16 protein-coding genes and 4 pseudogenes are annotated in these 24,946 nt (G+C 46.0%); 9 read left to right on the forward strand and 11 right to left on the reverse strand.

What is annotated here, in order from left to right:
• Positions 1-450 precede the first annotated feature (450 nt).
• The 4 genes and pseudogenes from UA76_RS21370 to UA76_RS21385 all read right to left on the reverse strand — a co-directional run bounded on the left by UA76_RS21370 (position 451) and on the right by UA76_RS21385 (position 3,697).
• A complete protein-coding gene (locus UA76_RS21370) occupies positions 451-1,386 on the reverse strand; it encodes a LysR family transcriptional regulator (RefSeq protein ID WP_047049863.1) in 936 nt (311 codons plus the stop codon).
• A 27-nt stretch (positions 1,387-1,413) separates the two neighbouring features.
• Positions 1,414-2,160 (reverse strand): copper homeostasis protein CutC, encoded by a 747-nt coding sequence (locus UA76_RS21375; protein WP_047049865.1) that lies wholly within the window; start codon positions 2,158-2,160, stop codon positions 1,414-1,416.
• A gap of 210 nt (positions 2,161-2,370) precedes the next feature.
• Positions 2,371-2,662, reverse strand: a pseudogene (locus UA76_RS21380) (YebG family protein).
• 129 nt (positions 2,663-2,791) lie between these two features.
• Complete coding sequence (locus UA76_RS21385) at positions 2,792-3,697, reverse strand: LysR substrate-binding domain-containing protein (protein ID WP_047049866.1); 906 nt, start codon at positions 3,695-3,697, stop codon at positions 2,792-2,794.
• A 117-nt stretch (positions 3,698-3,814) separates the two neighbouring features.
• On the opposite strand from UA76_RS21385, the gene UA76_RS21390 reads away from it, so the two are divergent.
• The 5 genes and pseudogenes from UA76_RS21390 (at position 3,815) to recD (ending at position 14,690) form a co-directional block, all read left to right on the forward strand.
• Positions 3,815-4,783: a TDT family transporter gene (locus UA76_RS21390; protein WP_047049868.1), complete on the forward strand. Its 969-nt coding sequence runs from the start codon at positions 3,815-3,817 to the stop codon at positions 4,781-4,783.
• Positions 4,784-4,875: 92 nt separating this feature from the next.
• Positions 4,876-8,385, forward strand: a pseudogene (gene recC, locus UA76_RS21395) (exodeoxyribonuclease V subunit gamma).
• Between the two features lie 428 nt (positions 8,386-8,813).
• On the forward strand, positions 8,814-10,040 hold the full coding sequence (locus tag UA76_RS25760) for a UvrD-helicase domain-containing protein (RefSeq protein ID WP_420340934.1): 1,227 nt from the start codon (positions 8,814-8,816) through the stop codon (positions 10,038-10,040).
• Entirely contained in the window at positions 10,037-12,466 is a 2,430-nt protein-coding gene (gene recB, locus UA76_RS21400; RefSeq protein WP_420340935.1) for an exodeoxyribonuclease V subunit beta, read from the forward strand. Before UA76_RS25760 ends, recB begins: the two co-directional genes overlap by 4 nt.
• Positions 12,467-12,536: 70 nt before the next feature.
• Complete coding sequence (gene recD, locus UA76_RS21405; protein ID WP_047049870.1) at positions 12,537-14,690, forward strand: exodeoxyribonuclease V subunit alpha; 2,154 nt, start codon at positions 12,537-12,539, stop codon at positions 14,688-14,690.
• Positions 14,691-14,742: 52 nt separating this feature from the next.
• Here recD and UA76_RS21410 read toward each other — a convergent pair whose 3' ends face one another.
• Together UA76_RS21410 and argA are read right to left on the reverse strand one after the other, a co-directional pair.
• Entirely contained in the window at positions 14,743-14,922 is a 180-nt protein-coding gene (locus UA76_RS21410; protein ID WP_047049871.1) for an SPRY domain-containing protein, read from the reverse strand.
• 209 nt (positions 14,923-15,131) lie between these two features.
• Positions 15,132-16,469: an amino-acid N-acetyltransferase gene (gene argA / locus UA76_RS21420; RefSeq protein WP_047049874.1), complete on the reverse strand. Its 1,338-nt coding sequence runs from the start codon at positions 16,467-16,469 to the stop codon at positions 15,132-15,134.
• Positions 16,470-16,604: 135 nt separating this feature from the next.
• On the opposite strand from argA, the gene UA76_RS21425 reads away from it, so the two are divergent.
• The 4 genes and pseudogenes from UA76_RS21425 (at position 16,605) to csdE (ending at position 19,532) form a co-directional block, all read left to right on the forward strand.
• Positions 16,605-17,027: a DUF2850 domain-containing protein gene (locus UA76_RS21425; protein ID WP_047049877.1), complete on the forward strand. Its 423-nt coding sequence runs from the start codon at positions 16,605-16,607 to the stop codon at positions 17,025-17,027.
• 105 nt (positions 17,028-17,132) lie between these two features.
• Positions 17,133-18,199: pseudogene (gene mltA / locus UA76_RS21430) on the forward strand (murein transglycosylase A).
• A gap of 82 nt (positions 18,200-18,281) precedes the next feature.
• Positions 18,282-19,091: a tRNA cyclic N6-threonylcarbamoyladenosine(37) synthase TcdA gene (gene tcdA / locus UA76_RS21435; RefSeq protein ID WP_047049973.1), complete on the forward strand. Its 810-nt coding sequence runs from the start codon at positions 18,282-18,284 to the stop codon at positions 19,089-19,091.
• A gap of 12 nt (positions 19,092-19,103) precedes the next feature.
• Complete coding sequence (csdE, locus tag UA76_RS21440) at positions 19,104-19,532, forward strand: cysteine desulfurase sulfur acceptor subunit CsdE (protein ID WP_047049879.1); 429 nt, start codon at positions 19,104-19,106, stop codon at positions 19,530-19,532.
• Positions 19,533-19,659: 127 nt separating this feature from the next.
• On the opposite strand, the gene csdA is transcribed toward csdE, so the two are convergent.
• From csdA to UA76_RS21465, 5 genes and pseudogenes are all read right to left on the reverse strand, one after another.
• Complete coding sequence (csdA, locus tag UA76_RS21445) at positions 19,660-20,871, reverse strand: cysteine desulfurase CsdA (protein WP_047049881.1); 1,212 nt, start codon at positions 20,869-20,871, stop codon at positions 19,660-19,662.
• Positions 20,871-21,470, reverse strand: a complete 600-nt coding sequence (locus UA76_RS21450; protein ID WP_047049883.1) for a DJ-1 family glyoxalase III — start codon at positions 21,468-21,470, stop codon at positions 20,871-20,873. Before UA76_RS21450 ends, csdA begins: the two co-directional genes overlap by 1 nt.
• Entirely contained in the window at positions 21,467-22,357 is an 891-nt protein-coding gene (gene panE / locus UA76_RS21455) for a 2-dehydropantoate 2-reductase (RefSeq protein WP_047049885.1), read from the reverse strand. Before panE ends, UA76_RS21450 begins: the two co-directional genes overlap by 4 nt.
• 113 nt (positions 22,358-22,470) lie before the next feature.
• On the reverse strand, positions 22,471-23,217 hold the full coding sequence (locus tag UA76_RS21460) for an outer membrane protein OmpK (protein WP_047049888.1): 747 nt from the start codon (positions 23,215-23,217) through the stop codon (positions 22,471-22,473).
• Between the two features lie 360 nt (positions 23,218-23,577).
• A pseudogene (locus UA76_RS21465) lies at positions 23,578-24,941 on the reverse strand (AmpG family muropeptide MFS transporter).
• Positions 24,942-24,946: the final 5 nt, after the last annotated feature.

The following is a 24,946-nucleotide window of genomic DNA, read 5'->3' on the forward strand; positions in this document are numbered from 1 at the left end:
GTATCAGCAACGCCTAATTGAACTCCCCACCCAGAGCCGTTACTGTTGGCCCCAACTACCTGTTGTTGCGAGGTGAACGGACTTTGCTTGAGTTACGTTTGGGATGGCAGTCACTACGCAAGCTAGTATGATTGTGTGTGACGACTTTACTTTTTTGAACGATGTACAAAATGAAACTGCCATAATTCTACTCTTTCTCGTTGAGGGATTTCTAATACTCCCGTTTGAACTCAGCTTCGGGCTCATCAGGATTTCTGTACGAGAAGATAATTGAGTTGACGTTTATCACGCCAATCATTGGGTATTATGATTGCGATAAGAAGTGCTAATGATTCTTAGGTTGTGGGTGGGGTTTTACTTATTATCTAATACCTAGATTCATACAAGGTGTATGAAAACAAAAGGGAAGCATGGTTAGAAGTGGTCAATCAGAACAGGATATAACCACCTCTACTTATTGAGTGATTGTAGTTCGTTTAGAGACTCACGTATGAGTTTGTTTAGCCATTTGATTAAGCTACTGTTTCGGTCTTTGGTGTGGTGGTAGCTTGAAATATTAAATGACCTGTACTTTTGTTCTACCTCCACGTCGATTGACTTTAAGCTTGGAAATTGGTGAATAGGGAAAAGGCTGCTATGTGGCAGGTACATATCACTGATTTGAATGATATCAATCAACGCCAGCAGCATTTCCGAACGAACGCCGACTTTTACATCAAACCCGCTTTCTTTTAGCACCCTTTGAGCAATACTTTCAGTATCACTCCAATTGGGCACCATTAAAGCTGCAATATCGTAATCAACGACATCTTTTAAGGAAATAGAGTCCAGAGCTGCTAGAGGGTGATTCTGGCGTACAATAACTTTTGGTGAAATGGTTGTTAGCGGATGACTGTACACTTCTTTTGTATGTGGAGCATCGTAGCTGATACCTAGTTGAACTTGGCCTTTACTGATCTCTTTTAGGGTACTTTTTGTCCAAGTGAGCAGCTCAATTTTTGCATTGGGTGCCTGCTCGCGTATTTTCTTATACAGTAAACCTGAAATACCGGACAGGACAATCGATGTGATAGAAATGCGAATGGTTTGTTCGATAAGCTCAGGGTGAAATTCTTGTGAGTCATTTAGCGCTGCTGCGAGTCCATCAATATGTGGTGTAATGGCTTCAACTAAACATTCCGCCATGGCAGTAGGCTCTAGCCCTGTTCGCACTTTTACAAACAGCTCATCGTCGAAATGATTGCGTAATTTTTGCAAAGACTGACTGATCGCAGGCTGAGAAACATGTAGGCGCTCAGATGCTTTGCGCATATTGAGCTCTTGAGCGAGCACAATGAAGGTACGCAGTAAGTTGAGGTCTAGGTTGTAGAACAGGTCTTTTGCCATTTCATGAGCCCGCGATGTTTAAATGTCTTAGTTTAGGCTTCTGAGCTTTTCGTCTACCAAACGGATCATGTTGGAGTCCGTGACTGGGATTGAATAGTCATCACCATTTCCCATCTTAGCGCTTTCTGACAAATAGGTCATCTCACTGCTTCGAGAGGACTTGCCAGAAAGGTGTACTTCATCAATGCCACTATGAGCGACAATCTCCAATACATTGCTATGGTTTAGACCTGCACCCGCCATGATTTTAATGCGGCCATTAGCTTGCAGATGCATTCTCTTTAGTCGTTCTTTTCCTTCTTGAGCTGTTTTGGCTAACCCAGAAGTTAGTACTCGCTCACAGCCAAGGGAGATAATCTGCTCAAGAGCTGTTTCAACATCTCTGCACTGGTCAATTGCGCGATGGAAAGTGATGCCAAGGCCATGCTTCTGAGCTCGCTTGGTTAAACGTTCTACGTTAGGCATGTCGATATCGCCATTAGCGGTGAGGGCACCGATAACAACACCATTCAGCCCTGCTTCATGAGCAGCATCAATGTCTAACAGCATGGCGTCATAGTCTTGTTCTGAGTAAAGGAAGTCACCTTCCCGTGGGCGGATAATCGCATAGATGGGAATGGAAGAGTACCTGGCTGCTTGTTTCATGAAGCCAAAACTAGGAGTCAGACCGCCTAGTGCTAATGATGAGCAAAGCTCGATACGGGTAGCACCACCCGCAATGGCATTATGAAGAGATTCTAAGTTATCGATACAAACTTCAAGTTGGAAGCGCATGTGAATTACCTGTGTAATATAAATCGGTAGGAGCCCAGAAGCTGAATGCTTGGATTTTTGTAGTTTACTGATTGTATGAAAATGAAATAAGGGAAAAGTTTCGCTATTGCATTTCCCTATTACTCCCACATTTTTGGCATAGCTTTCTAACAAAAAGCCCAGTGAAAAATCACTGGGCTTCAAAGTACATATTAAACGCTAAAGTTGGCGTTAAGCCGCGTCATCTTGTGCTTCAGGCTCTTTTACCGCTTTTGGTTTTTTAGGAGCAGGTTTGCGTTTTTGCACCTAATGCAAACAGCACTTCTTCTTTGTTTTGAGCTAGGAACATTGCCAGATCTTCTTGTTTAGCTTCATCTTCTAGAAGCTCACTTTTTCCTAGCAGAGTAAACAGCTCGTCTGCCATATCCAGCATTTTGTCATAAGCGTCAGCTTCGGCTTTAGAGGTAAAAGTCATTTTCTCTTCTCCGTTGCGTTCCACCACGTACTTGACGATTACAGCCATGGTTAATCCTCTAACAATTTAAATGTTTCTATTACTGGCTGTTTATACAGCTTTTGAGCGCGCAAGTCTAGGCGAGGGCGCAAATGTGAGAGGCGAGTGCTGTTCATATCGCCAACCAATAAGCTTCACTTATTTGCTTGCGTCGTTTTGTTGCCACTGCTGACAAAAACTAATAAAGGCTTTGAGTAGTGGGTTTTGGTATTTCTCTTTATGGACCAATAAACAGAACTTACGTTGCATGTTTAAGGGGAGTGGTATTTGTACGACGCGCCCATCCTGAATAGCGGGGCTGGCAGCAAGTTTAGACAGACACGCTAAGCCTAGCCCTGCCGATACGCTGTTGATCAATGCTTCGGTAGTGTTGAGCTGAAAAGACTCGTGCCAATCCACAAGCCGCGGGGCAATGAGCTGGGTGAAAAACTCACGCGATCCAGAGCCAGACTCTCTAAGTATCCAATCGTTCCCCTCAAGCTGATCCAAGGTAATTTCGCTTCCATGGCTAAGCGGATGAATTGGCGATGCAATGACACACATTTCGTCGTGACTAAATGGCACAGACAGTAAGTCTGGGTGAGGCGTGCTTCCTTCGATAAGAGCGATATCCAGTTCGTAGTCGATTAACATCTGGCAAATCTGCGCACTGTTGGAAATGAACAGGCTTTGCTGAGTATGATCCGTACTTTTTCTAAAGTCGCTGAGCATGTAGGGGGCAATTTGGTTACCAATCGTATCACTCGCTCCAATCCTCAACTGGCCCGTGAGTGTCGTATCGCCATCAAACATCAACTCGATGTCGTTAGCCCTATGCAAAAGCTCGTCGGCAAGAGGGAGTAACTTTTGGCCTTCTTGATTGAGGACTAATCGATTATTCACTCGATCAAACAGTGGATGACCAATCTGTTTTTCTAGCTCGGACAGCGCCATGCTGACCGCTGCTTTGGATAGAAACAGCGCTTCAGACGCCGCTGTGAGGGTTTTGTGCTGCGTAATGGTTGAGAAAACATGCAGTTGCCTTAGCGAAACATTATAAGCCACAGAGTTACCTTAAAAGTGTTTAGAAAATCTTAACGTAAGTTTTAAAATAGCAGATATCTTAAAACAGTACATGTCGTTAAAATAGCTCTACTTTCCTGAGTCGATAGAAGAAGCGTTATGATTCAACGAGTGAAAACGAAATTGATGGAAGCACCAACGCCAATGGCGGGGCTGGCATTGGGAATCGCGAGCTTAGGCTGGTGTTGGGAAAACCTAGTGGATCTTAATGGCTATGGACAGTGGGTGAGTGCTGCAATCTCGAGCATTCTATTGATGATTCTTGCAGTGAAGTTTTTACTTCATCGACACATGTTAAAAGAAGATCTTGCTCATCCTGTGGTTGGCAGTGTTGTACCGACGTTTGCGATGGCCGTGATGATCATATCGAACTCTATCGGCCAGATAAGCCCCATTGCTGGGGATGTGATTTGGCTTTGTGCGGTATTTTTGCACGTCACGTTTTTAGTGAGCTTTTTATACCACCGAGCCCAAAATTTCGAGCTGCATCATTTGGTCCCAAGTTGGTTTGTTCCACCTGTCGGAATCGTAGTGGCTAATGTCTCTTATTCGGGTAATCCAGCGTTGGAGATGATTGCGAATGGTGCTCTTATCTTCGGCATGCTCGCCTATGCCATCATGTTGCCTTTAATGATTTATCGCTTCATGTTTTCTGAGCAAATTCCAGATACGGCAAAACCGACAATGGCGATCATGGCTGCCCCTGCAAGTCTGACTCTTGCTGGGTACTTATCCATGTCTGCTGAGCCTTCACCAGTTCTGATCGGGCTTTTGTTTGGTATTGCCGTGTTGATGACGATGATTATCTATCTTGCTTTTGTCCGTCTACTGAGGTTGCCATTTAGTGCAGGATACGCCGCATTTACGTTTCCTATGGTGATTGGTGCGACGGCGCTATTTAAATTAACCGATTGGATGACAGAAATTGGTATGGCGTCTAAATACATCAATCAAGTCCAAACTCTGGCGGTAGTCGAATTGGTGATCGCTACGGCTTTGGTGACATACGTTGGTATTTGTTATCTCTACTTTTATTGGCCAAATCGAGCAGTAATGCATCACGCGTAGAATTTCATAACGCAGTTGGTTTATAACACTGAATTCAGGGAATTAGTTGTGCTAATCTGACTGCATTAGCGCTGATTCTAGACGAGTGAATTTTGTTTACTGTTTATCATTCCAACAAAGTCGACACCCTTAAAATTCTATTGGTTCATATAATTAAAACTGAACCGTTGAGTAATCCATTTGAGAAAGAGCAAATCTTGGTGCAAAGCCCAGGTATGTCTCAGTGGCTTAAAATGGAACTGGCGAAAGAATTTGGTGTAGCAGCTAACATTGATTTTCCGCTTCCAGCGACCTTCATTTGGGAGATGTTCACTCGAGTTTTACCCGATGTGCCGAAACGAAGTGCCTTCAACAAGGAGGCGATGACGTGGAAGCTGATGTTGATTCTGCCCAAGTTGTTGGATCAGGAAGCATTTACTCCTCTCAATACCTATTTAGCAGACGATCAAGACTCATCCAAGCTTTATCAACTGTGTGAAAAAATCGCCGATATTTTCGATGGCTACTTGGTGTATCGCCCTGAGTGGATTGCTAGCTGGGAGCAAGGTATTGAAGTGACCGAAATCGGTGATGAGCATCCTTGGCAACCTATTCTATGGCAGTCGTTGTATGAGGCGATTGTTGGACATGGGCACTCTCACTATCATCGTGCCAACCTTTACGACAGCTTTATTGAGGCATTAGCCAAGGGCAAGTCGATATCAATAAGCTGCCTCATCGACTGTTCATTTTTGGTATTTCATCTCTGCCACCACGCTATATGGAAGCGTTAAAAGCGTTGGGTGAGCATATTGATGTTCATTTGATGTTTACCAACCCTTGTCAGCACTACTGGGGTGATATTCGAGATAGAAAATACTTAGCCCGCCTTGAAAGTCAGAAGCACAAACGATTTGTGCTGAGTGATCAAGGTGTCGAGTTTGAGAGTGAAGTGTCGCCACTCAAAGGCGGCATTGAAGACAATGCGGCTGAAGATGAGCTGCATACTCAGCATGCAGTAGGAAACAGTTTACTGGCTTCCATGGGTAAACTAGGACGAGACAATCTCTACTTGCTGTCACAATCGGAAAGTGAAGAGCACGATTTCTTTATTGATAACGAGAGGGCGTCACTGCTTGAGCAGATTCAAGCGGACATACTCAATCTCGAAGAGCATCAAGACGACAGCATTCTCGATTCTAGCCACCACAAACAGACCATCGATGCTCAAGACCGCTCTCTGACGCTGCATGCCTGCCACAGCCCTATGCGTGAAGTGGAAGTGCTGCATGACCAGTTATTGGCGATGTTTGATGCCGACCCAAGTTTGAAACCGCGCGACATCATTGTGATGGTCGCCGATATCAATGCTTACAGCCCAGCGATACAAGCGGTATTTGGTAATGCGCCAGGTGAGCGTTTTATCCCGTACTCAATTTCAGATAGAACTGCTGACCAAGAGAGCCCAATTTTGGCGGCGTTCATGCAATTGGTTCAACTGCCGACTAGTCGCTGCCTAGCTTCCGAGTTGTTGGAGCTGCTTGAAACCCCGTCCATTATGGCAAGATTTGAGATATCTGAAGATGAATTTGCCACCGCCAAACACTGGTGGAAGAGTCGAGCATTCGTTGGGGGCTCGATGAAACCACCGCAGAGCAGTTCGGGCTGCCTGCCAGTCAGCAAAATACCTGGCAATTCGGCATCTCGCGTATGCTTCTTGGCTACTCGATTTCTGGCAGTGACGATAGCCTTTACCTGCAAGGTGATGTGCCACTTGCACCTTACAATGAAGTTCAAGGCATGAGCGCTGAACTGGCGGGAAAACTGGCGCACTTTATTGAGAAGATAAGCTCTATCATCGCAAGCTTGCCCAATCGCAAACGATCGATGAATGGCGCGAGGTGCTCTCTAACCTATTGGAAGATTTCTTTAGCGTTGAGCTGGAGGGAGAGCTGGTGGTTAAGTCGATCAGAGATTGCCTGTCGAACTTAAAAGATCAGCTTGTCGACGCGCATTTTGAGCAGTCGTTAGCACCATCGATCATCAGTCAATATCTCGACAGCAAGTTGTCTGGCGCTCGAATTAGCCAGAGATTCTTAGCGGGGCAAGTGAACTTCTGTACCTTGATGCCGATGCGCTCAATCCCATTTAAAACCGTTTGTTTGCTGGGCATGAATGATGGTGTATACCCTCGCTCCATGCCGACTGAAGGTTTTGATTTGATGACAGGTCGCGTAAGGCCGGGCGATCGTTCTCGTCGAGATGATGACCGTTACCTGTTCTTAGAAGCTCTGTTATCTGCGCAGCAATGTTTATACATCAGCTATGTTGGCCGTTCGATTCAAGACAACACTGAGCGCGTACCATCAGTATTGGTGTCCGAACTGATGGAGTATTGTCAGCAAAACTACTGTTTGCAGGGCGAACAAAATCTGGGTGTTGATGAGTCAGGTAAGCGCCTGCTGAGTCATATTAAGTTTTCTCATGCCATGGTGCCGTTTAGCCCACTGGCGTTCCGTGAAGCCGGTGGCAGTTATGCCAAAGAGTGGTTACCAGCATTGAGTGCGCAGGGACAAGAAGTCTCGGATATGGAATCTATCGAAGAGAGAACGATGAATCCGTCGGCTTCTGATGAGGAGCCTCAAACATTAAGCGATTACCTACTTGATGCCACATTCCCGATAGAGCTTGATTTGGTTGAGTTGCAGAGATTTTGGCGTCTTCCTGTTCAATACTTTTACAACCGACGTTTGAAGGTGGTGTTCGAGCCGCCACAAGCGGTCATGCAAGATGACGAGCCATTCATACTCAATGGTCTAGAAAGTTATCAACTGCGCGATCAGCTTTTAGATGAGCTACTCAGCGCGCAACGTTCTGGTCAAAACGATACTGCTCTTGTGTTTGAACAGTTTGTGAAGCATCAACGTGCTCAGGGTAAATTACCGGTTGGCGCATTTGGTGATTTAGAGTTTGAGACCAACCGCGTACAAGCAGAACAGATTGCTCAAGAGCTTGGATTTATCTGTGCCAGCCCTCAAGATGATATCGATATCAATCTAAGCATCGACGTTCTTGGTGAGGGTAAAACGGTTCATCTCGTCGGCTGGCTGACGCAGAATTATCAACCGGGGTTGGTGAGATATCGCAGCGGCAAAGTGCGCTCGCAAGATTACCTTTCCGCTTGGATTGACCACCTAGCCATGTCCGCCTCGGGTCATTTAAAGACGACGCATATCCTTGGTTACGATCGCAAGGAAGGCGTGGTACATCTTATCTATCCACCATTGGAATCTTCTGACTACGCGAAAGGTTTACTCAGTGAGCTCGTACGCCTGTTTTATCAGGGTATGAATGAACCTCTGGCTTATTTCCCAAGAACCGCTTTAGCGGGTGTAGAAGCGGGCTTTAGCCGAGGAAAATGGGTGGATGACGAAGAGAAGTGCTTCAAGAAAATGGAAGGTGCTTTTAACGATGGTTATATGATGAGTGGTGAAGGCAGCGATCCTTATATTGCACGCGTTTGGTCGCAATGGAATGATGAGCTGGCCGCACAATCTCGCACTTTAACCGGCCTTGTTCTTCAAACGCCAAGACTCAACGCAAAGAGCGCCTTCGATGATTAGGCTATTAAAGATGATTTTAAAAGGGATGGTACTAAAAAGGGAATTAAAGTGGCCGCCAGTAAATCATTATAGTGTAGGGCGTTCGCTGTACGGCCACAGGTCAGAGGGACCATTATTTGGGTAATGTCGCTTAAAGCAAGTGACATGAAATTCTTTCGGTTACTTGGTAACTCGTGGCAGGAATACTAGCGACTTGTTAATTACGTATCCGTGAGAAAGATCTCACAACCCTCGAATGTTTCAGCAGATGCTGATAGAAGATGAATTTTTTCAGGGCGGATCACGTTCCCCAAAAAACAAACTGTGAACTGGTCCTAACTTTACGGGCATGAGCCCAATGACATTTTAAGATTTACGTATTTCGCTTAGGCGGAACTCGTACAAAATATGAGCTTTCTAGCAAATAGAACTTCAAGGTCAGAGCGAATATGACAGCGGCAACGCAACTAAATACCATGACTTTCCCACTTAATGGCGCAAGGCTAATTGAAGCGTCTGCAGGGACAGGTAAAACCTTTACGATTGCAGGTTTATATCTGCGTTTGCTGTTGGGCCACGGGGATGATCAAACTAAGCATCAACAGCCGCTAACGGTGGATCAGATTCTTGTTGTGACGTTTACCGAGGCGGCGACTGCCGAGCTGCGAGATCGTATTCGTGCGCGAATTCATGATGCGAGGATCGCCTTTGCACGTGGCGTTAGCAGTGATCCGGTTATTCAACCACTGCTTGAAGAAGTAAAAGATCATCCAGCGGCGGCTTCTATTTTGCTCAATGCAGAAAGGCAGATGGATGAAGCGGCTGTTTACACCATTCACGGCTTTTGCCAGCGTATGCTCACGCAAAATGCGTTTGAGTCGGGCAGTCGATTTAATAATGAATTCGTGACCGATGAAAGTCACTTGAAAGCTCAAGTGGCCGCTGATTATTGGCGTCGAAACTTCTATTCGCTGCCGTTAGCTCTTGCATCAGAAGTGCGAAACTTATGGGCAAGCCCAGCGGCATTATTATCCGATATTGGCCATTACCTAACGGGCGCGCCGTTAACCCTGTCGGTTGAGGCAATGTCCGGTGATCTCAATGATTTGCACCAGACAAACCTTTCGGCCATCGATGAGCTAAAAGCTCAGTGGAATGCGGTTAGTGATGAGCTTGAAGCTTTGATTTCGCAGTCTGATGTTAACAAACGTAGCTACACCAAAAAGTCACTGCCTAACTGGTTAGAAGAGGTGTCGTTGTGGGCGCAATCTCCTACCAATGGCTATGGTTTTCCGGACAAGTTAGAGAAATTTAGCCAAAGCGTTTTAATAGAGAAAACGCCAAAGGGTACCCCGCCTCAGCATGAGATTTTCACCGCTATTGAAACCTTTCTTACCAACCCTATCAGCTTGAAAGCACCTTTGATGGCTCACGCGATTGAACACTGCCGAGCCATGCTGGCACAAGCGAAAAGCCAGAAACAGTGGCTGTCGTTTGATGATCTTCTTACGCAACTATCCGCTTCGATTGATATCGATGAACAGAGCCTACTCATGGATCGCATACGCACCTTGTATCCGGTTGCGATGATTGATGAGTTCCAAGATACCGATCCACTGCAATACAGCATTTTTAGCCGCATCTATCTTGATCATCCGAATGTGGCCTATTCATGATCGGTGACCCCAAGCAGGCCATTTACGGATTTCGTGGTGCGGATATCTTCACCTACATCAAGGCTAGAAATCAGGTTAAGGCGCATTACACCCTTGGTACTAACTGGCGTTCCAGTGCTGATATGGTTGAGAGTGTGAACCAAGTTTTTGCCACGCCACAAAGTCCATTTATCTACGATAGCGACATTCCTTTCTTACCTGTGAGCCCGAGCCCGAATGCAGACAAAAGAAGTTGGCAATTGAACGGCCAGGCTCAACCCGCGTTAACGTATTGGTTGCAAGAAGCAGAAGACAAACCGCTACCGAAAGGGGAATATCTCGTTGAGATGGCAAACGCGACGGCGAGCCAGATTCAAACCATCTTGACCGCCTCTGCTCAAGGTCAGGCGACCCTTATCAATGGTGACAAGACTGCGCCGATTGAAGCGGGAGATATTGCAGTTCTGGTTCGAACTGGTAGTGAAGGGCGCATGGTCAAACAAGCCCTCGCAGAACAAGGTATTGCCAGCGTTTATCTGTCAAACCGCGATAGTGTGTTTACTAGCTCGATAGCTCAAGATGTTCAGCGCTTACTGCAAGCAGTATTAACACCAGACAACGATCGTTCGCTGCGAGCTTGTTTAGCTTCAGAGTTATTCGCTCTGGATGCGTATGCCTTAGACCTACTCAATAATGATGAAGTTGTCTGGGATAACGCCGTCAATGAGTTTAAAGAGTATCGAAAGCTGTGGGTGAGCCGTGGCGTGCTGCCAATGCTGCGCTCGGTAATGAGTAAACGACACATCGCTGAACGTCTATTGCGTTCGCAAAATGGCGAACGTGTACTGACTGATCTTATGCATATTGGCGAGCTACTTCAGCAAGCGACACAAGACCTCGATAGCGATCATGGCTTACTGCGTTGGCTGGCAGAAACTATCAGCGATGCTGAGCAAGGTTTAGGCGGCGATGATCAGATCCAACGCCTGGAGTCGGAAAGAAATCTGGTACAGATCGTTACTATTCATAAGTCAAAAGGCTTGGAGTACGATCTCGTCTTCTTACCTTTCGTGTTTAGTCACAGAGCGGCCAGTGAAGCGAAATATTACGATGCTGACTCGGATCAAACTATTCTCGACATCACCGCGAGTGATCAAGCCCTAGCGCAAGCGGATAAAGAGCGCTTGGCTGAAGATCTTCGACTGATTTATGTAGCTTTAACGCGTGCCGTTTATGGCTGTTTTGTTGGTGCATCGCCGCTTAGAAATGGGCGTTCTACCAAAGAGCCGACAGGTGTCCATTTGAGTGCGATGGGTTACTTGCTGCAAGACGGTCAAGAGGGTGGGATCAATGATTTGACCAAAGCCATTGAAGCGCAAACATCCAATAATCCTGCAGCTGTGTTGGAGAGTGCTCCTGAGCTAACTCAGGAGAGATATCAAGCGCCGCAATCGGCGATAGGTCCTTTGTCTGCCAAGCAGCTTGCTAATAGTATTGATCGTCAGTGGCGAATCACCAGTTACTCCGGTTTGATTAAACAAGGCGCTCATTCTCATTATGATGCGACTCAAGAGTTAACCGGGTTTGACATCGATTCGGTAGGTGAAGATCAAGAGGAATCGCTTGAGTTTATTGAGCCTGAAAAGACGATCTTTACTTTTCCCCGTGGTGCCAATCCCGGAACTTTCCTTCATACACTGTTCGAGGAAGTTGAGTTTACTGAGCCTGCGGGTAGTGACTCTAACTTGGCGATTATCACAGAGCTGTTAGAACGCGAACAGCTTGATGAGGCTTGGTTACCAGTGTTAGTCAAGCTGGTGGATACGGTGTTAAGCACCCCGCTAACCACTCCTGCAAGCACGCATACTAATCAATCAAGTCGTGCTAGTAGTAAGCAGAGCCCGATATTGCTTAACCAGAAAGGGCCAGCCCAGCGTTTGGTCGAAATGGAATTCCTATTGCCGATTGAAGTGCTTGCGTCGTCTAGCTTAAACCGCGTGATTCAAAAGCATGACCCACTTTCTGCCAAAGCAGGGGATCTTGGATTCCAGACGGTGCAAGGCATGCTTAAAGGTTTCATTGATTTGGTGTTTGAGCATGAAGGTAAGTATTACGTTCTCGACTGGAAATCGAATCACCTAGGCGATGAGGTCCATGCTTATCATGGTGAAGCATTAAAAGCGGCCATGGCTGATCATCGTTATGACTTGCAATATCAAATTTACGCGTTGGCGCTGCACCGTTTCTTACGCAGTCGATTGGCTGACTATAGCTATGAGCAACATTTTGGCGGTGTCTATTATCTCTTCTTACGCGGTATGGATGGCGAATCCGACCACGGAGTTTTCTCTGCCAAACCGACACAAGAGTTTTTACGCGATATGGATTACCTAATTGATGGAAAGCCAGTTGAAAACCAAAGTGACAATCAAGGCAGATGGAGCTAGGACTGTAATGCGTTTATCTAATAATGGGTTGTTTATTGATGAGGCTGTTTATTAATGGGACTGTTTTCTAATGGGAACTAACATGTTTACGCTGTTACAGCTTTTAGTGGAAAAAGGCGCAATTAGGCAGCTCGATTATCAGTTTGCCCGCTTTATTGCTTCCCAAGCAAAGCAAAATCAAGATGAGATTGGCTTCATTGCAGCAGCGTTAAGTCAGCAACTTAGTCACGGTCATATCTGCTTGCAACTCAATACACCAGATCAAGCTTATCATTCTCAAGTGTTCGCAGCTGGGTTAGCCAATCAGTTGGGTTTGTTTGGAGAAAGTGCCGAACCATGGATTGAACGCCTCGCCAAAGTTGACTGGATGCATTTGCTTGAACAAAGCGAATTGGTGCGTAAAACAAACGGCTTTGATGGCAATAGCACTCAAGTTGGTGCGTTACCTATGGTGTTTGATGGGAAGAGGCTCTACCTGCAGCGGTACTGGTTTTATGAAGTGGCATTGGCGGCTCGAATCGGAGAGCTTGCCCAGCCCGTCGAATTGACCAGTGAGAGTATTTCTGAACTCACAGCGCTTCTTAACCATCTATTTAAGCGTAGCTATCACTTTCTGTTTAATGCACTCAAGCAACTGGGTTCGGATACCAGCGAAATTCAGCGTCAGCAATTGGTATTGGATCACCTTGACGTGGTTAATACTGACCCCCTTGATTGGCCAGCAATCAATCAGGCGCTAATCAGTGCAACAAGAGTGGACGATCTCGAGGTGCTAGAACAGTTAGTGCCGCAGTCGGCGTGTGTTAACTGGCAAAAGGTGGCGGCCTCAGTGGCGCTGACTCGTCGGTTTGCCGTCATTTCTGGTGGGCCAGGTACGGGTAAAACGACCACAGTAACGAAACTTCTTGCCGCGCTGATTACGCAAAGTCAGCAAGCGGGAAGCTCCCCAATTATTAAGTTGGTGGCTCCAACGGGTAAAGCTGCTGCTCGCTTAACCGAATCCATTGGTGCGGCGGTTGAAGCCTTGCCAGTATCGCCGGAGCTCAAAGCTGCGATACCGACCGATTCGAGTACCTTACATCGATTGTTAGGCGCGATCCCGGGGAGTGTCGAGTTTAGACATCATCAAGATAACCCTTTGCATCTGGATATCTTAGTCGTTGACGAAGCCTCAATGGTAGATCTATCGATGATGTATAAGCTGGTGGAAGCCTTGCCGAAAAATGCTCGCCTTATCTTACTCGGTGATAAAGACCAGTTATCTTCGGTAGAGGCGGGTGCAGTGTTAGGTGATATTTGCTCATTTTCACAGTATGGCTACAGCGCTAACCAGTCGAGCCAAGTGGCCTCGCTGACCGGTTTTACTCAACTGATGAATCAAAAGCGTCATGTGAATAGCCCAATCGCGGATAGCTTGTGTATGCTGCAAAAGAGTTACCGTTTTGACGCGCGCTCAGGAATCGGTCAACTAGCGAAAGCGGTAAACATGGGGCAAGTTAGCCAGCTTGAAAAAGTGTGGCAAAGTGGCTTTGCTGATATTGAGCACTACCCGCTTAGCAGCCAGAACTATAACCACATGTTGCAAACGTTGGTCAAAGAGTATGGGTTTTATCTTAAGCGTTTGGATGAGGTAGTCACCAATCCTGAAACTCAGAATCCAGAAACACAGCGAGAGCGGGCAAAAGCGGCGCTAAAACTGTTTGGTCGCTGCCGGTTGCTTTGTGCGATTCGCGAAGGGGATTTTGGTGTAGCTGGTCTAAATAGCAGAGTGGAGCGAGCACTTTCTGCGAGAAAGTTGATTCGAACTCAAGACGAGCTTTGGTATCACGGCAGGCCAATTATGGTAACGCGCAATGATCACGGCTTGGGTTTGTATAATGGTGATATTGGTTTGTGTATGCGTGACAGTGAAGATCCAGAGCAGCGTTTGAAGGTGTTCTTCGAGTTACCAGACGGTAGCGTTAAGGCAATTTTGCCGAGCCGAGTGCCAGAGCACGAAACTGGGTACGCGATGACCATACACAAATCTCAGGGCAGTGAATTCGATTTTACTTTGATGTTGTTACCGGCTGAGTTTACGCCAATCTTGACCAAAGAGTTGATTTACACAGGGATCACTCGTGCGAAGAAGCGGTTAGTGTTATACGCGGATATGAATGTGTTAAAGCGTGGTGTGAGAGTGAAAACGCAGCGAATCAGTGGTTTGGTTGAGCGATTGAGCTGATTAGGGGAGTGAAGGTAAGTCCCATCCATGGAGACTTGGCAAAGGTATCCGCTTAGTTGATTGCATCTGAAAATGAGATACTGCGAATTTTATAGCGAATTTGATAGTTCAAAATAAACGCTTTTAAGCCTTCATTGACTGGAAAGACACAGTGGACGTCCAGTCCTTCTAAGAAATGGTTATCAGCCATATCCCAAAAGCTTTGTACCGAATTACAGATGACGGTTCTCATAGACTTTTTGCTCTTATCGACTTGTTTTAGTGTTTAAGGCAATCCATGCGGGCCCAACTGAGTTAGGCAAAGAGTCCAATGACCCCGAAAGGCAGCTCCTCAAGCTGAGGAGCGTGAATATTAACCAATATCTCATACCATTAAAAGTAAATATTGCTCTAAATATTATGAAACTGGTTTTATTTTGTTTTATAAGTGAGATTTTCGGGTTATACCTTTAGAGCGAGGACTTTTGAACGTCGTTGATAGTTATACAGATTCTGTTTGGTGGTCGGCAAACTTTCGACTTCTATCTCCATAAAGCCTTGCTCTCTAAACCAGTGCAGGCTGTGCGTTGTCAAAGCGAAGATCTGTTCAATGCCTTGAGATTTCGACTGCAGCTTCATGTGATTGAGTAGTAACAGTCCTCGATTACCATCGCGGTATTCTGGATGAATCGCCACGCAGGCCATTTCCGCCATACGTTCTTCTTTGTATGGGTAGAGCGCCGCGCAGCCGATAATTAATCCATCTTTCTCAATGATGGTGAACTGGTGAATTTCCTGCTCTAACTGCTCGCGAGATCGTCTCACTAAGATACCTTGCTGCTCAAGCGGGCGAATGAGATCTAAGATACCCCCGATATCATTAATTGAGGCATTTCGTACTTGTTCGGCGCTAGCGGTGACCACTTGAGTACCGATACCGTCAAAGGAGAACAGTTCTTGAATAAGCGCGCCATCTTCTTTGTAGCTCACCAAGTGACTTCGAGGTACGCCTGCTCGGCAAGCGGTGATGGAGGCGCGTAGGAAGCGAAGTGTTCCTGTGCTGGCAGAGTCGCAAGAGCCTTCGCCCGACTGTAAGTGTTGCAGAATCTTTTCCGCTTGATTTGGCAGAAGTTCGGCGACAGCATTGCCATTTTCGTCAATCACCCCTTGTTCTGAACAGAAGCCAATCAGTTTGTCTGCTCCAAGCTTGATCGCAACTTGAGTCGCCACCTCTTCAGAAAGTAGGTTAAATGACTCGCCGGTCACTGAGCTAGCAATTGGGCCGAGCAGTACAATTGACCCTTGTTCTAGGGTTCTATTAATGCCTTCGATATCAATGCGGCGGATACGCCCGCTGTGGCAGTAATCCACACCATCATCTATACCTAATGGTTGAGAGGTAATGAAATTACCGCTCATCACATTAAGTTGGGTACCTGCCATTGGCGTATTGTTCAGGCTCATCGATAGGCGAGCCGTAATGGCAAGTTGAAGCTGACCTGCTGCTTGCATCACTAAGTTAAGCGCTTTCTCGTCAGTGACTCTCACCCCGTTGTGATAGGGCGTTTGGTATTGATTCGCTTCTAAGATGCGATTGATTTGCGGGCGAGCACCATGAACTAAAACAATTTTGACGCCCAGACTGTGCAGTAATGCAAGGTCGCTAATAATGTTAGAGAAATTTTTGTTTTCAACCGCTTCTCCCCCAAGCATGACCACCATGGTTTTTCCACGGTGTGCATTCACATAAGGGGTCGATTGGCGAAAACCTTTGACTAAAGCGGTACTACGAATTTTCAATTGGCTATGCTCTTAGTGAATACTTATATGAACATATTGTATTTATATTCACTTGTAAACTGTTTTTTTCGGTCTTAGAGGGCGGAAAGAAACTTTGAAGTTGGTGCGGCTTGAAAGCCCTCCTAAGGTATCAATATGAGCAAAGCGAAGAAGCAAGAAAAGTTGGGTAGTCAACCCAAGAAATCGGTCGAAAAGATCCTGATTTCGATTGTACTCATCGGAGGGGTGGTGACGATCATATTATACGCAACGGTGTATGACAGGATGATGAGTCATTTTTTCCCAAAGAAAGAGATTTACGGTGTATGGGTTGAGCAAAATGTAGCAAGTTACGCAGTACAAAAAATCATCTTGAGTTCTGAAGGCGTATCAGTAGATGGAAATCTGGTTGCTACCGACTTTGATTATGATGGATGGTACTTCTCTTATATGGCGGGAGGGGTAGAGTACCGCTATAAAATGCGCAATGAATCCAACACTGAAATGATGTTGGAATCGGATGAGCACTATAACCCCACCTTTAAATTGTTAGAAAACCATAAAATTGGTGTCAGGTAGCCTTAATACGATTGAGATTTATCAGAGAGTTTGTCATGCTCGAACGACTCAATTTAAGGATATCTATTTGTGATTAAACAGTTTACCCCACTTGCATGTGTCGCTATGCTTTTTGGCTGTGCTCAGCCTACAGAGCGTGCGCAACAATACCTTGATGGCGAGTTCTCAAAGCCTCTCAATCAAGTTGAAGTTATCGAGACGAATGTCCCTACTGATTTTACCAAGTTCAATAGCCAAGCTGATGAGGTGATCACCCGTTCACCTTCCATGGCTGCAGTCTATGAGCCTCTGTATCGTCAATTGAGTGACTGGGCCATGCAAAGCGGCGATCCGAACGAGCTAGCGAGTTATGGTGTTCAAGCTGCGCAATTAGCAGGTGGTGATAGCAAGGTAATGTGATGTTCACAGGTTACTTCTCTCCGGTGATGGAGCTGCGTCATGAGCCAAATGAAGAGTACAAATATCCAGTATATGGTTTACCAGAATGCAGTGAAGATTGCCCAACACGAGCTGAGATCTATAACGGGGCCTTAGAAGGCCAAGGGTTAGAGCTTGGCTACGCGGCTAACCGTATCGATCCATTTATTATGGAAGTGCAGGGCAGCGGTTATGTGCATTTCGAAGACGATGATACGTTGGAATATTTCGCGTACGCAGGCAAAAATAACAAAGCTTACGTGAGTATTGGCCGAGTACTGATTGAGCGCGGTGAAGTCCCTCGTGAAGAGATGTCGCTTAAAGCGATTAAAGAGTGGGTACTGGCTAACGATGATGATGTGGTCCGAGAGGTGCTTGAGCAAAACACGTCGTTTGTGTTCTTCCAGCCGAAAGCTGCGGCTCCGGTAACGGGTACCGCAGGTATTCCATTATTGCCAATGGCTTCAGTAGCGGGTGATCGTAGCTTGTTCCCAATGGGGACACCGATTCTAGCAGAAGTTCCTTTGCTAAATGCGGATGGTACTTGGAGTGGTGCACATCAACTGCGCTTGCTTATTGTTCTAGATACTGGCGGAGCCGTGAAACAGAATCACTTAGATTTGTACCATGGCATTGGCGCAAGAGCGGGCATTGATGCAGGGCATTACCGTCACTTTGGTCGAGTCTGGAAATTGGGTTTAGAGAACTCACCAACGCAATCACCATGGGCGCTATCCCCTGAGGTTAATAATTAGCCCCTAACCTGAATACCTAGACTTTTTACCCAAGAGTGCGTATAAAACGCACTCTTTGTTTTTACCGATGTGGACCTTCAATATGCGACAACTTGATACGCCAGCTTCAGACAGTTACGACCAACGTTTTGGTGGAACTCGACGACTTTATGGGCACAGCGAAGTAGAGATCCTTCGCGCCGCGCATGTGTGTGTTATTGGTATCGGTGGTGTAGGTTCATGGGCGGCAGAGGCGCTCGCTAGAACGGGTATTGGTGAGATTACTCTGATTGATATGGATGACGTATGTGTGACCAACATTAACCGTCAAATTCATGCGATGTCTGGTACTGTTGGGCAAAGTAAAATTGAAGTGATGGCTGAGCGAATCAAGCTGATCAACCCAGAATGTAAAGTCAATCTGATTGACGATTTCATCACGCCAGACAACCAACATGAGTATCTAACCAAAGATTATGACTACGTGTTGGATGCGATCGACAGCCTAAAAGCCAAAGCATCGCTACTTGCTTACTGTCGAAGCAATAAGATCAAAGTGATCACTACGGGTGGTGCTGGTGGTCAGGTAGACCCAACACAAATTAAAGTGGCGGATCTGACCAAGACAATTCAAGATCCTTTGGCGAAAAAGCTCAAAGATACATTACGTCGCCTTCACAATTTCCCGAAGAATCCACAGCGCAAGTTTGGCATTGAGTGCGTGTTTTCCACAGAGCAGTTAAAGTACCCACAGCCAGATGGCTCGGTGTGCGGCGTTAAATCAACCGCTGAAGGTCCAAAGCGAATGGATTGTGCGAGCGGTTTTGGTGCGGCAACTGTGGTAACGGCAACCTTTGGTTTTGTTGCTGTATCGCGTATTGTTGAAAAACTTATTCAAAAGTACTCAAAGTAGGCTTAGGTCAGTATGCTCGATTTCCCTCAAAACCCGTTTGGCAGTGATATTACTAGCGACCAAATTGCTGCTGTAATGCAAGATTTGAAAGGCTGGGAAGACAGATACCGTCAGGTCATCCAATGGGGTAAGAAACTGCCTAAAATGCCGGAAGAGTTTAAGTCTTCTGAAGTGACGGTGGCCGGATGTGAAAGCTCGGTATGGCTTGTGAGTCAACAGCAAGGCGATGTCTGGCAATTCTGCGCTGATTCGGATGCGCGCATTGTTCGTGGGCTGATTGCTTTGGTTTTAGCTGCGTTTAACGGTAAGACCAGTGATGAGATAAAAGCCTTCGATATTGATGCTTATTTTGACCAGCTTGGATTGATTGCCCATCTCAGCCCATCTCGTGGCAATGGCTTGAAAGCGATTGTTGAACAGATAAAGAGCGTGGCGCAATAGCGAGTTAATCGTGCTGAGTAGAATCTAAAAGGCTTACCAATGTTGGCAAGCCTTTTTTCAATGTGTGTGGGGAGGGGAGAGATTTTACTGCGAATGCTTTGAGCGTGAGTTTTTCATCGCTTGTTGCTTATAGCATATCGACTGCTTTCTCGATAGCTTGTACCACTCGCTCGACATCTTGTTGGGTATTGTAGATGGCGAATGAAATTCTCACCGTCCCTTTAACACCCAGTGCATCCATCAGAGGGTGAGCACAGTGATTACCCGCGCGAACGGCAATACCTTGCTGATCGAGTAGGGTAGCAATATCTTGATGATGCACCCCATCGATCACGAAAGTAATAACGCTAGAGTTTGGCTGATAGCCAAGAATGTCGATATCGTCGATGCCTTTTAAGGCCTCATAACATGAAGTTTGCAGTTGGTGGATATGGTCTTCGACATCGGCTAATGCATAAGACTGGTACCAAGTGACGGCTTCAGCCAAGGCAATCGCGCCTGCCACATTTGGCGTTCCTGCTTCGAACTTGCCAGGTAGCTGGGTAAAGGTGGTTTTTTCGAAAGACACCGACTCCACCATCTTTCCACCACCATGCCATGGTGGCATAGACTCAAGCAGAGATTGCTTTCCATACAACACGCCAATACCCGCAGGTGCAAACAGCTTATGCCCGGAGAATACGTAGAAATCGGCATTTAGCTTCTGCATATCAACCTTTTCATGAACAATGCCTTGTGCGCCATCGACCACTACGATTGCATCATGTTGATGCGCAAGTTCAATCGCAGATTCGATCGGCTGACGAGTCCCAGTGACATTGGTCACTTGAGCAAGCGCTACGATTTGGGTCTTATCTGAAATAAGAGATTGGTAAGCATCAAAATCGAGTTGGCATTCGGTCGTCATTGGGATTTTAATGACTTTAGCGCCGCTCTGCTCAGCGACAATCTGCCAAGGCACTATGTTTGCGTGATGTTCCATCTCACTAACAAGAATTTCGTCCCCCGCTTTTAATGTACTGCGAGCATAAGTTTGGGCAATGAGGTTAATGGCTTCGGTCGCCCCTCTTGTCCAGATGATCTCTTTACTTGATGACGCGCCAATGAAATCAGCCATGCATTGGCGAGCCGCTTCAAACTCGCTGGTGGCTTTGGCTGTTAAGCTATGGCTACCACGATGCACATTAGCATTCTGTTGGCTGTAGTAACGGCTGATGGCATCAATCACACATTGCGGCTTTTGTGTGGTTGCGGCGCTATCAAGGTAAACCAAGGGTTGCTCATTAACCATCAGCTGTAACGCTGGGAACTGAGCTCTGATTGCTTGTACATCAAGCATTATGCATCACCCTGTTTGTGATATTGCAGAGTCGGAATTGTCACCATAGGCTCAGCTACAGTCCAAGCATGTGCTTTACCCGAGAGCAATATGATGATTTCCATAGCAAACTCTAATGCAGTCCCCGGGCCCTGACTGGTTAACACGTTGTCGTTAACATCATAGGTCACTCGTTTTACACGCCAGTTCTTTGCAGGGAAGTGAGATTCGAAACTTGGATGGCCTGTCATGATTGCATTTGGGTACAATCCATGGTGCTGAAGAACCAATGCTGGCGCCGCGCAGATTGCGGCAACTAATCGCCCGTCGTACATCTGCTGTTTTACGATCTCCATCAATACAGTGCTGTCACGGAAATTTTCTGCGCCTTCAACACCACCCGGTAGGATGACTGCATCAAATTCTTCATCGGCAATGTCCACCAGTTTGCAATCTGCAGTTAATGTGACGCCGCGTGAGGCCTTCATTGTTAATTGACCTTCAAAATCTGCGCTGGCTACCGTGACGTCATAGCCTGCTCGCACCATCATGTCGATGATAGTAATGGCTTCCATTTCTTCGGTGCCAGGTGCAATAGGGACAAGTACTTTTTTGGTCATGATTGAGTCCAACTGTTTTCGATGGTTTTAATGTTGTCGTAAAGGGCTTGATTGGTTGGCGCTGAAATATTGTGTCGCTTCGCCGAGACCAACAGATAGCCTGTTATAAAGTCTATCTCGGTTTTGCGCTGATAGAAAACATCTTGGTGCATAGAAGAGTAGTTTTCGGCCGTTGCTTTAATCACTTGAGTAACGGTCTCTTCTAGCTGCTCGCGGGTAATAGGAACTTTTTCGGCGCGCATGACTTGGCACACCTCATCAATGATTTGGTTAAGCTTCTCTTGATAATGTTCTTTCGCTAGATCGCCATTTCTGCATTGCTCAATGGCTGTTAATGGATTAATCGCACAGTTAATCGCAAGCTTGTTCCACAACGCTAGATTGATGTTTTCTGTCCATTGGCAATTAGCGAGTGCATGATTGAATACCTCGGCCAAAAAGTCGCATCGGCTTCCTTTTGAGTTGTAACCACCCAAAAGCGTGTTGCCGTGTCCTGTGTGAAGTACTTTCTCACGACTAGGCTTATAAGCACCGTGAGTCGTGGTAGCAAGCACTAAAGGGTTTCGATCTAGTAGAGGTGCAACGGTATCAACAGCGCCCATGCCATTGTGCATAAACACCACGATGCATCGTTCATCAATGTGTTTAATCAGAGGTTCGATAGCTGCTTCGACTTGCCAAGCTTTGACGGTAACCAGTAACACGTCTGCCTTAGTTAGTAATTCGATGCTTTGATTTACAAAACTGAGTGCGGGCTGTTCATCGAGCTCTAAAGAAAGGTTTGGGAGGTTTTGACTACTATAAACAGAGACGTTGTGGCCAGCGAGATTTAGTTTATAAGCCCATAAAGAGCCGACGGCACCGGGGCCAAGAACAACAATATTCACGGTGATTCCAACAGTTAATCTAAGGCATAAGCATAATCAACCGTTGGCTTGATGCCAATAAAAATGGCGCTCAAAGAGCGCCATTTTTTCTATCTGTTCAATCAGTTCAACAATTAGAAGTTGTACTTAACTGTGTAGATGATTGCATTGTCAGTTTGGTTTTGACCTAGCTTGTTGTGAGCGTAGCGGTACTGAACACCAGTGCTGATTTCAGAAGTTGCGTGCCACCATGCTGCAAGAGCACCGTTGTAAGACAGATCGTCAGTCTCGCCGCTGTTTGCTACGTACTCATCAGCACGTGCAAATTCTGATTCGTGCCAGTTAGTGATAGAGAATTTCTGCTCACCTAGGTTGAAGTTGTAGCCAGTTACCCAACCGAACATACCACCGTTCATGTCAGCGAAACCACCAGTGTTAGTGTAGTGGAAACCAACGAATGGGTTGAAGTACCAAGCATCGCCAGAGAAGTTGTAAGAAAGACCAGCGACAGTGTTACGAGCGTGGAAGCCTTGGTTCTCTGTAGAGTATGTTTGAGCGTAGAAACGTAGCTCTTCTACACCTGTTTTAACTGCGATAGAACCTTTAGTAGACATCGCCATAGCGCTGCTGTCGCCAGCTGGGTTGCCGTCTTGGAACTCAAAGTCAGCGAAGCCGTATAGTTCACCCCAAGTGAAACCAGCACCACCTTCAAGCTCTAGGAACATGAAGTCGTTTTTGAAACCGCCGTTACGCTCTTCTGTACCTTTAGACCAATCTAGGTAGTTAAGGCTTACATCACCCCAACCGTATAGGTATTCAGCTTGAACAGGAGCAGCTGCAGCTGCAGCAATGATTCCTAGAGATAAAAGTGTTTTTTTCATGGGGACATTCTCTGTATATATGGAACGGGAAATTTTTGTCGCTGCATAATTAATGTGCTGCGAAACTTGGGGAGAATAATAACGATATAAATCTCAATTAAAAGTGTATTGGATGCAAAAACTAAATTTAATTTGTGACATTGATCTCACTATTGATCGTTTTTCGTAAATTTAATGGAACTTTCACACCGTTGCATAATTTTTGAGTGAGTTATCGATTGCGCAATGGTTTGCCTAAAAACTATACGTACGATGGATAAACAACACATTTAGTTAGTGTGGGTATTATGCATTCAGTTTTAGCTGTCGCTAGAAATAAAAAAGGGAAGCGAACGCTTCCCTTAAATAAAACCGATCAGGTTATTTAGATTCTAATTCATCTCGCTTTTTGGCTTTATCCAAAAGGTCCGCAAAATAGTGACGGAGTGAATACAGCATAATTAAGCTTGGAATCACCATTAAGGCGGTAATGATGAAGAATAGCGACCAGTCGTTGAGGTAGTCGACCAACTCACCGCTAAAGGAGGCGAGCGTAGTACGGCCGAAGTTACCCAATGAAGCAAGAAGCGCGTATTGAGTAGCTGAGAAAGCTTGCCCAGTCAGTACCGTTAAGAATGACACAAACGCAACGGTCGAAAATGCGGTAGTAAAGTTATCCACCAAAATCGTTGCAAGGAACAAGGTTTCACTTGGGCCAACTTTGGCAATCCAAGAGAACATTAAGTTACTGCCTGCCATAGCGATACCACCAATCATCAAGCCACGAACGATACCAAACTTCACATTGAACATACTGCCTACGAGAGTGAAGACGATCGTAGCCCCCAACCAATCAGCTTCGAGTAATAGCCAATTTGCTCATTACTAAAGCCGACTTCTTTATAGAAGGTGATCGACATACGGCCTAAGAAGGCTTCGCCAATCTTAAATAAGAACACAAACAGAAGTAGAGTAATGGCAACTTGTACGCCGTTACGTTTGAAGAAATCCAAGAACGGCTCAATCACTGTTACCGAGAACCAGGCGGCAACTTTAGAACCGACTACTTTGCTGTGTCTTGCCTCTGCTTCAGCTTGCAATGCTTCACGGTTGGTTTTTGGCTCACCCACGAGCACAGTGAATATCATCAAAACTACAACGATTAACGCCATTCCATAGTAAACGCCGTTCCAGCCAATCGAATCGGCATTAATAAAGGCTAAGTAGCCAGGTAAGGAATAGCCGGTCCACCAACCAATCACCGCCATCGCAGAGGCTTGAGGCAGTTTATTGGCTTGTGACTTAGGGAAAGTGTCAATACGAAACGCATCGATCGCAATATCTTGTGTCGATGATGCTATCGCAATACCCAGAGCAAGCATCGAAGTAAACATAAGGTTTGTTGCTGGATCGACACCTGCAATGAACAGGGTGCAGATCAAAATCAAACTTTGGCAAAGAAGGATCCAGCTTCTGCGCTGGCCTAACCATCCATGCAGTAATGGCAATTTGACGCGATCCACCAAAGGTGCCCACATAAAGTTGATCGCGTAAACGGCGAATACACTACCAAAGTATCCGATCGCGGCACGAGTAAGGCCCGCATCAGTCAACCAACCGGACATGTTTGAGCCTATCAGCACCCACGGAAAACCGCTTGAGCACCCAAGCATGAATACCCACATTAGGCGTCGATCAAGGTAAGAACGGATCGTTTCTTTCCACGAGAGGGAAGGTGAAGACATAAACA

The sequence above is a fragment of the Vibrio mexicanus genome (assembly GCF_001012815.1).
GTDB classification, from domain to species: Bacteria; Pseudomonadota; Gammaproteobacteria; order Enterobacterales; family Vibrionaceae; genus Vibrio; species Vibrio mexicanus.

Excerpts from the sequence above, each read along its gene's own strand:
- UA76_RS21370 (WP_047049863.1), bottom strand. The coding sequence starts at position 1,386 with ATGGCAAAAGACCTGTTCTACAACCTAGACCTCAACTTACTGCGTACC.
- UA76_RS21375 (WP_047049865.1), bottom strand. The coding sequence starts at position 2,160 with ATGCGCTTCCAACTTGAAGTTTGTATCGATAACTTAGAATCTCTTCAT.
- UA76_RS21390 (WP_047049868.1), top strand. The coding sequence starts at position 3,815 with ATGATTCAACGAGTGAAAACGAAATTGATGGAAGCACCAACGCCAATG.
- UA76_RS25760 (WP_420340934.1), top strand. The coding sequence starts at position 8,814 with ATGACAGCGGCAACGCAACTAAATACCATGACTTTCCCACTTAATGGC.
- recB (WP_420340935.1), top strand. The coding sequence starts at position 10,037 with ATGATCGGTGACCCCAAGCAGGCCATTTACGGATTTCGTGGTGCGGAT.
- recD (WP_047049870.1), top strand. The coding sequence starts at position 12,537 with ATGGGAACTAACATGTTTACGCTGTTACAGCTTTTAGTGGAAAAAGGC.
- UA76_RS21410 (WP_047049871.1), bottom strand. The coding sequence starts at position 14,922 with ATGAGAACCGTCATCTGTAATTCGGTACAAAGCTTTTGGGATATGGCT.
- UA76_RS21425 (WP_047049877.1), top strand. The coding sequence starts at position 16,605 with ATGAGCAAAGCGAAGAAGCAAGAAAAGTTGGGTAGTCAACCCAAGAAA.
- tcdA (WP_047049973.1), top strand. The coding sequence starts at position 18,282 with ATGCGACAACTTGATACGCCAGCTTCAGACAGTTACGACCAACGTTTT.
- csdE (WP_047049879.1), top strand. The coding sequence starts at position 19,104 with ATGCTCGATTTCCCTCAAAACCCGTTTGGCAGTGATATTACTAGCGAC.
- csdA (WP_047049881.1), bottom strand. The coding sequence starts at position 20,871 with ATGCTTGATGTACAAGCAATCAGAGCTCAGTTCCCAGCGTTACAGCTG.
- UA76_RS21450 (WP_047049883.1), bottom strand. The coding sequence starts at position 21,470 with ATGACCAAAAAAGTACTTGTCCCTATTGCACCTGGCACCGAAGAAATG.
- UA76_RS21460 (WP_047049888.1), bottom strand. The coding sequence starts at position 23,217 with ATGAAAAAAACACTTTTATCTCTAGGAATCATTGCTGCAGCTGCAGCT.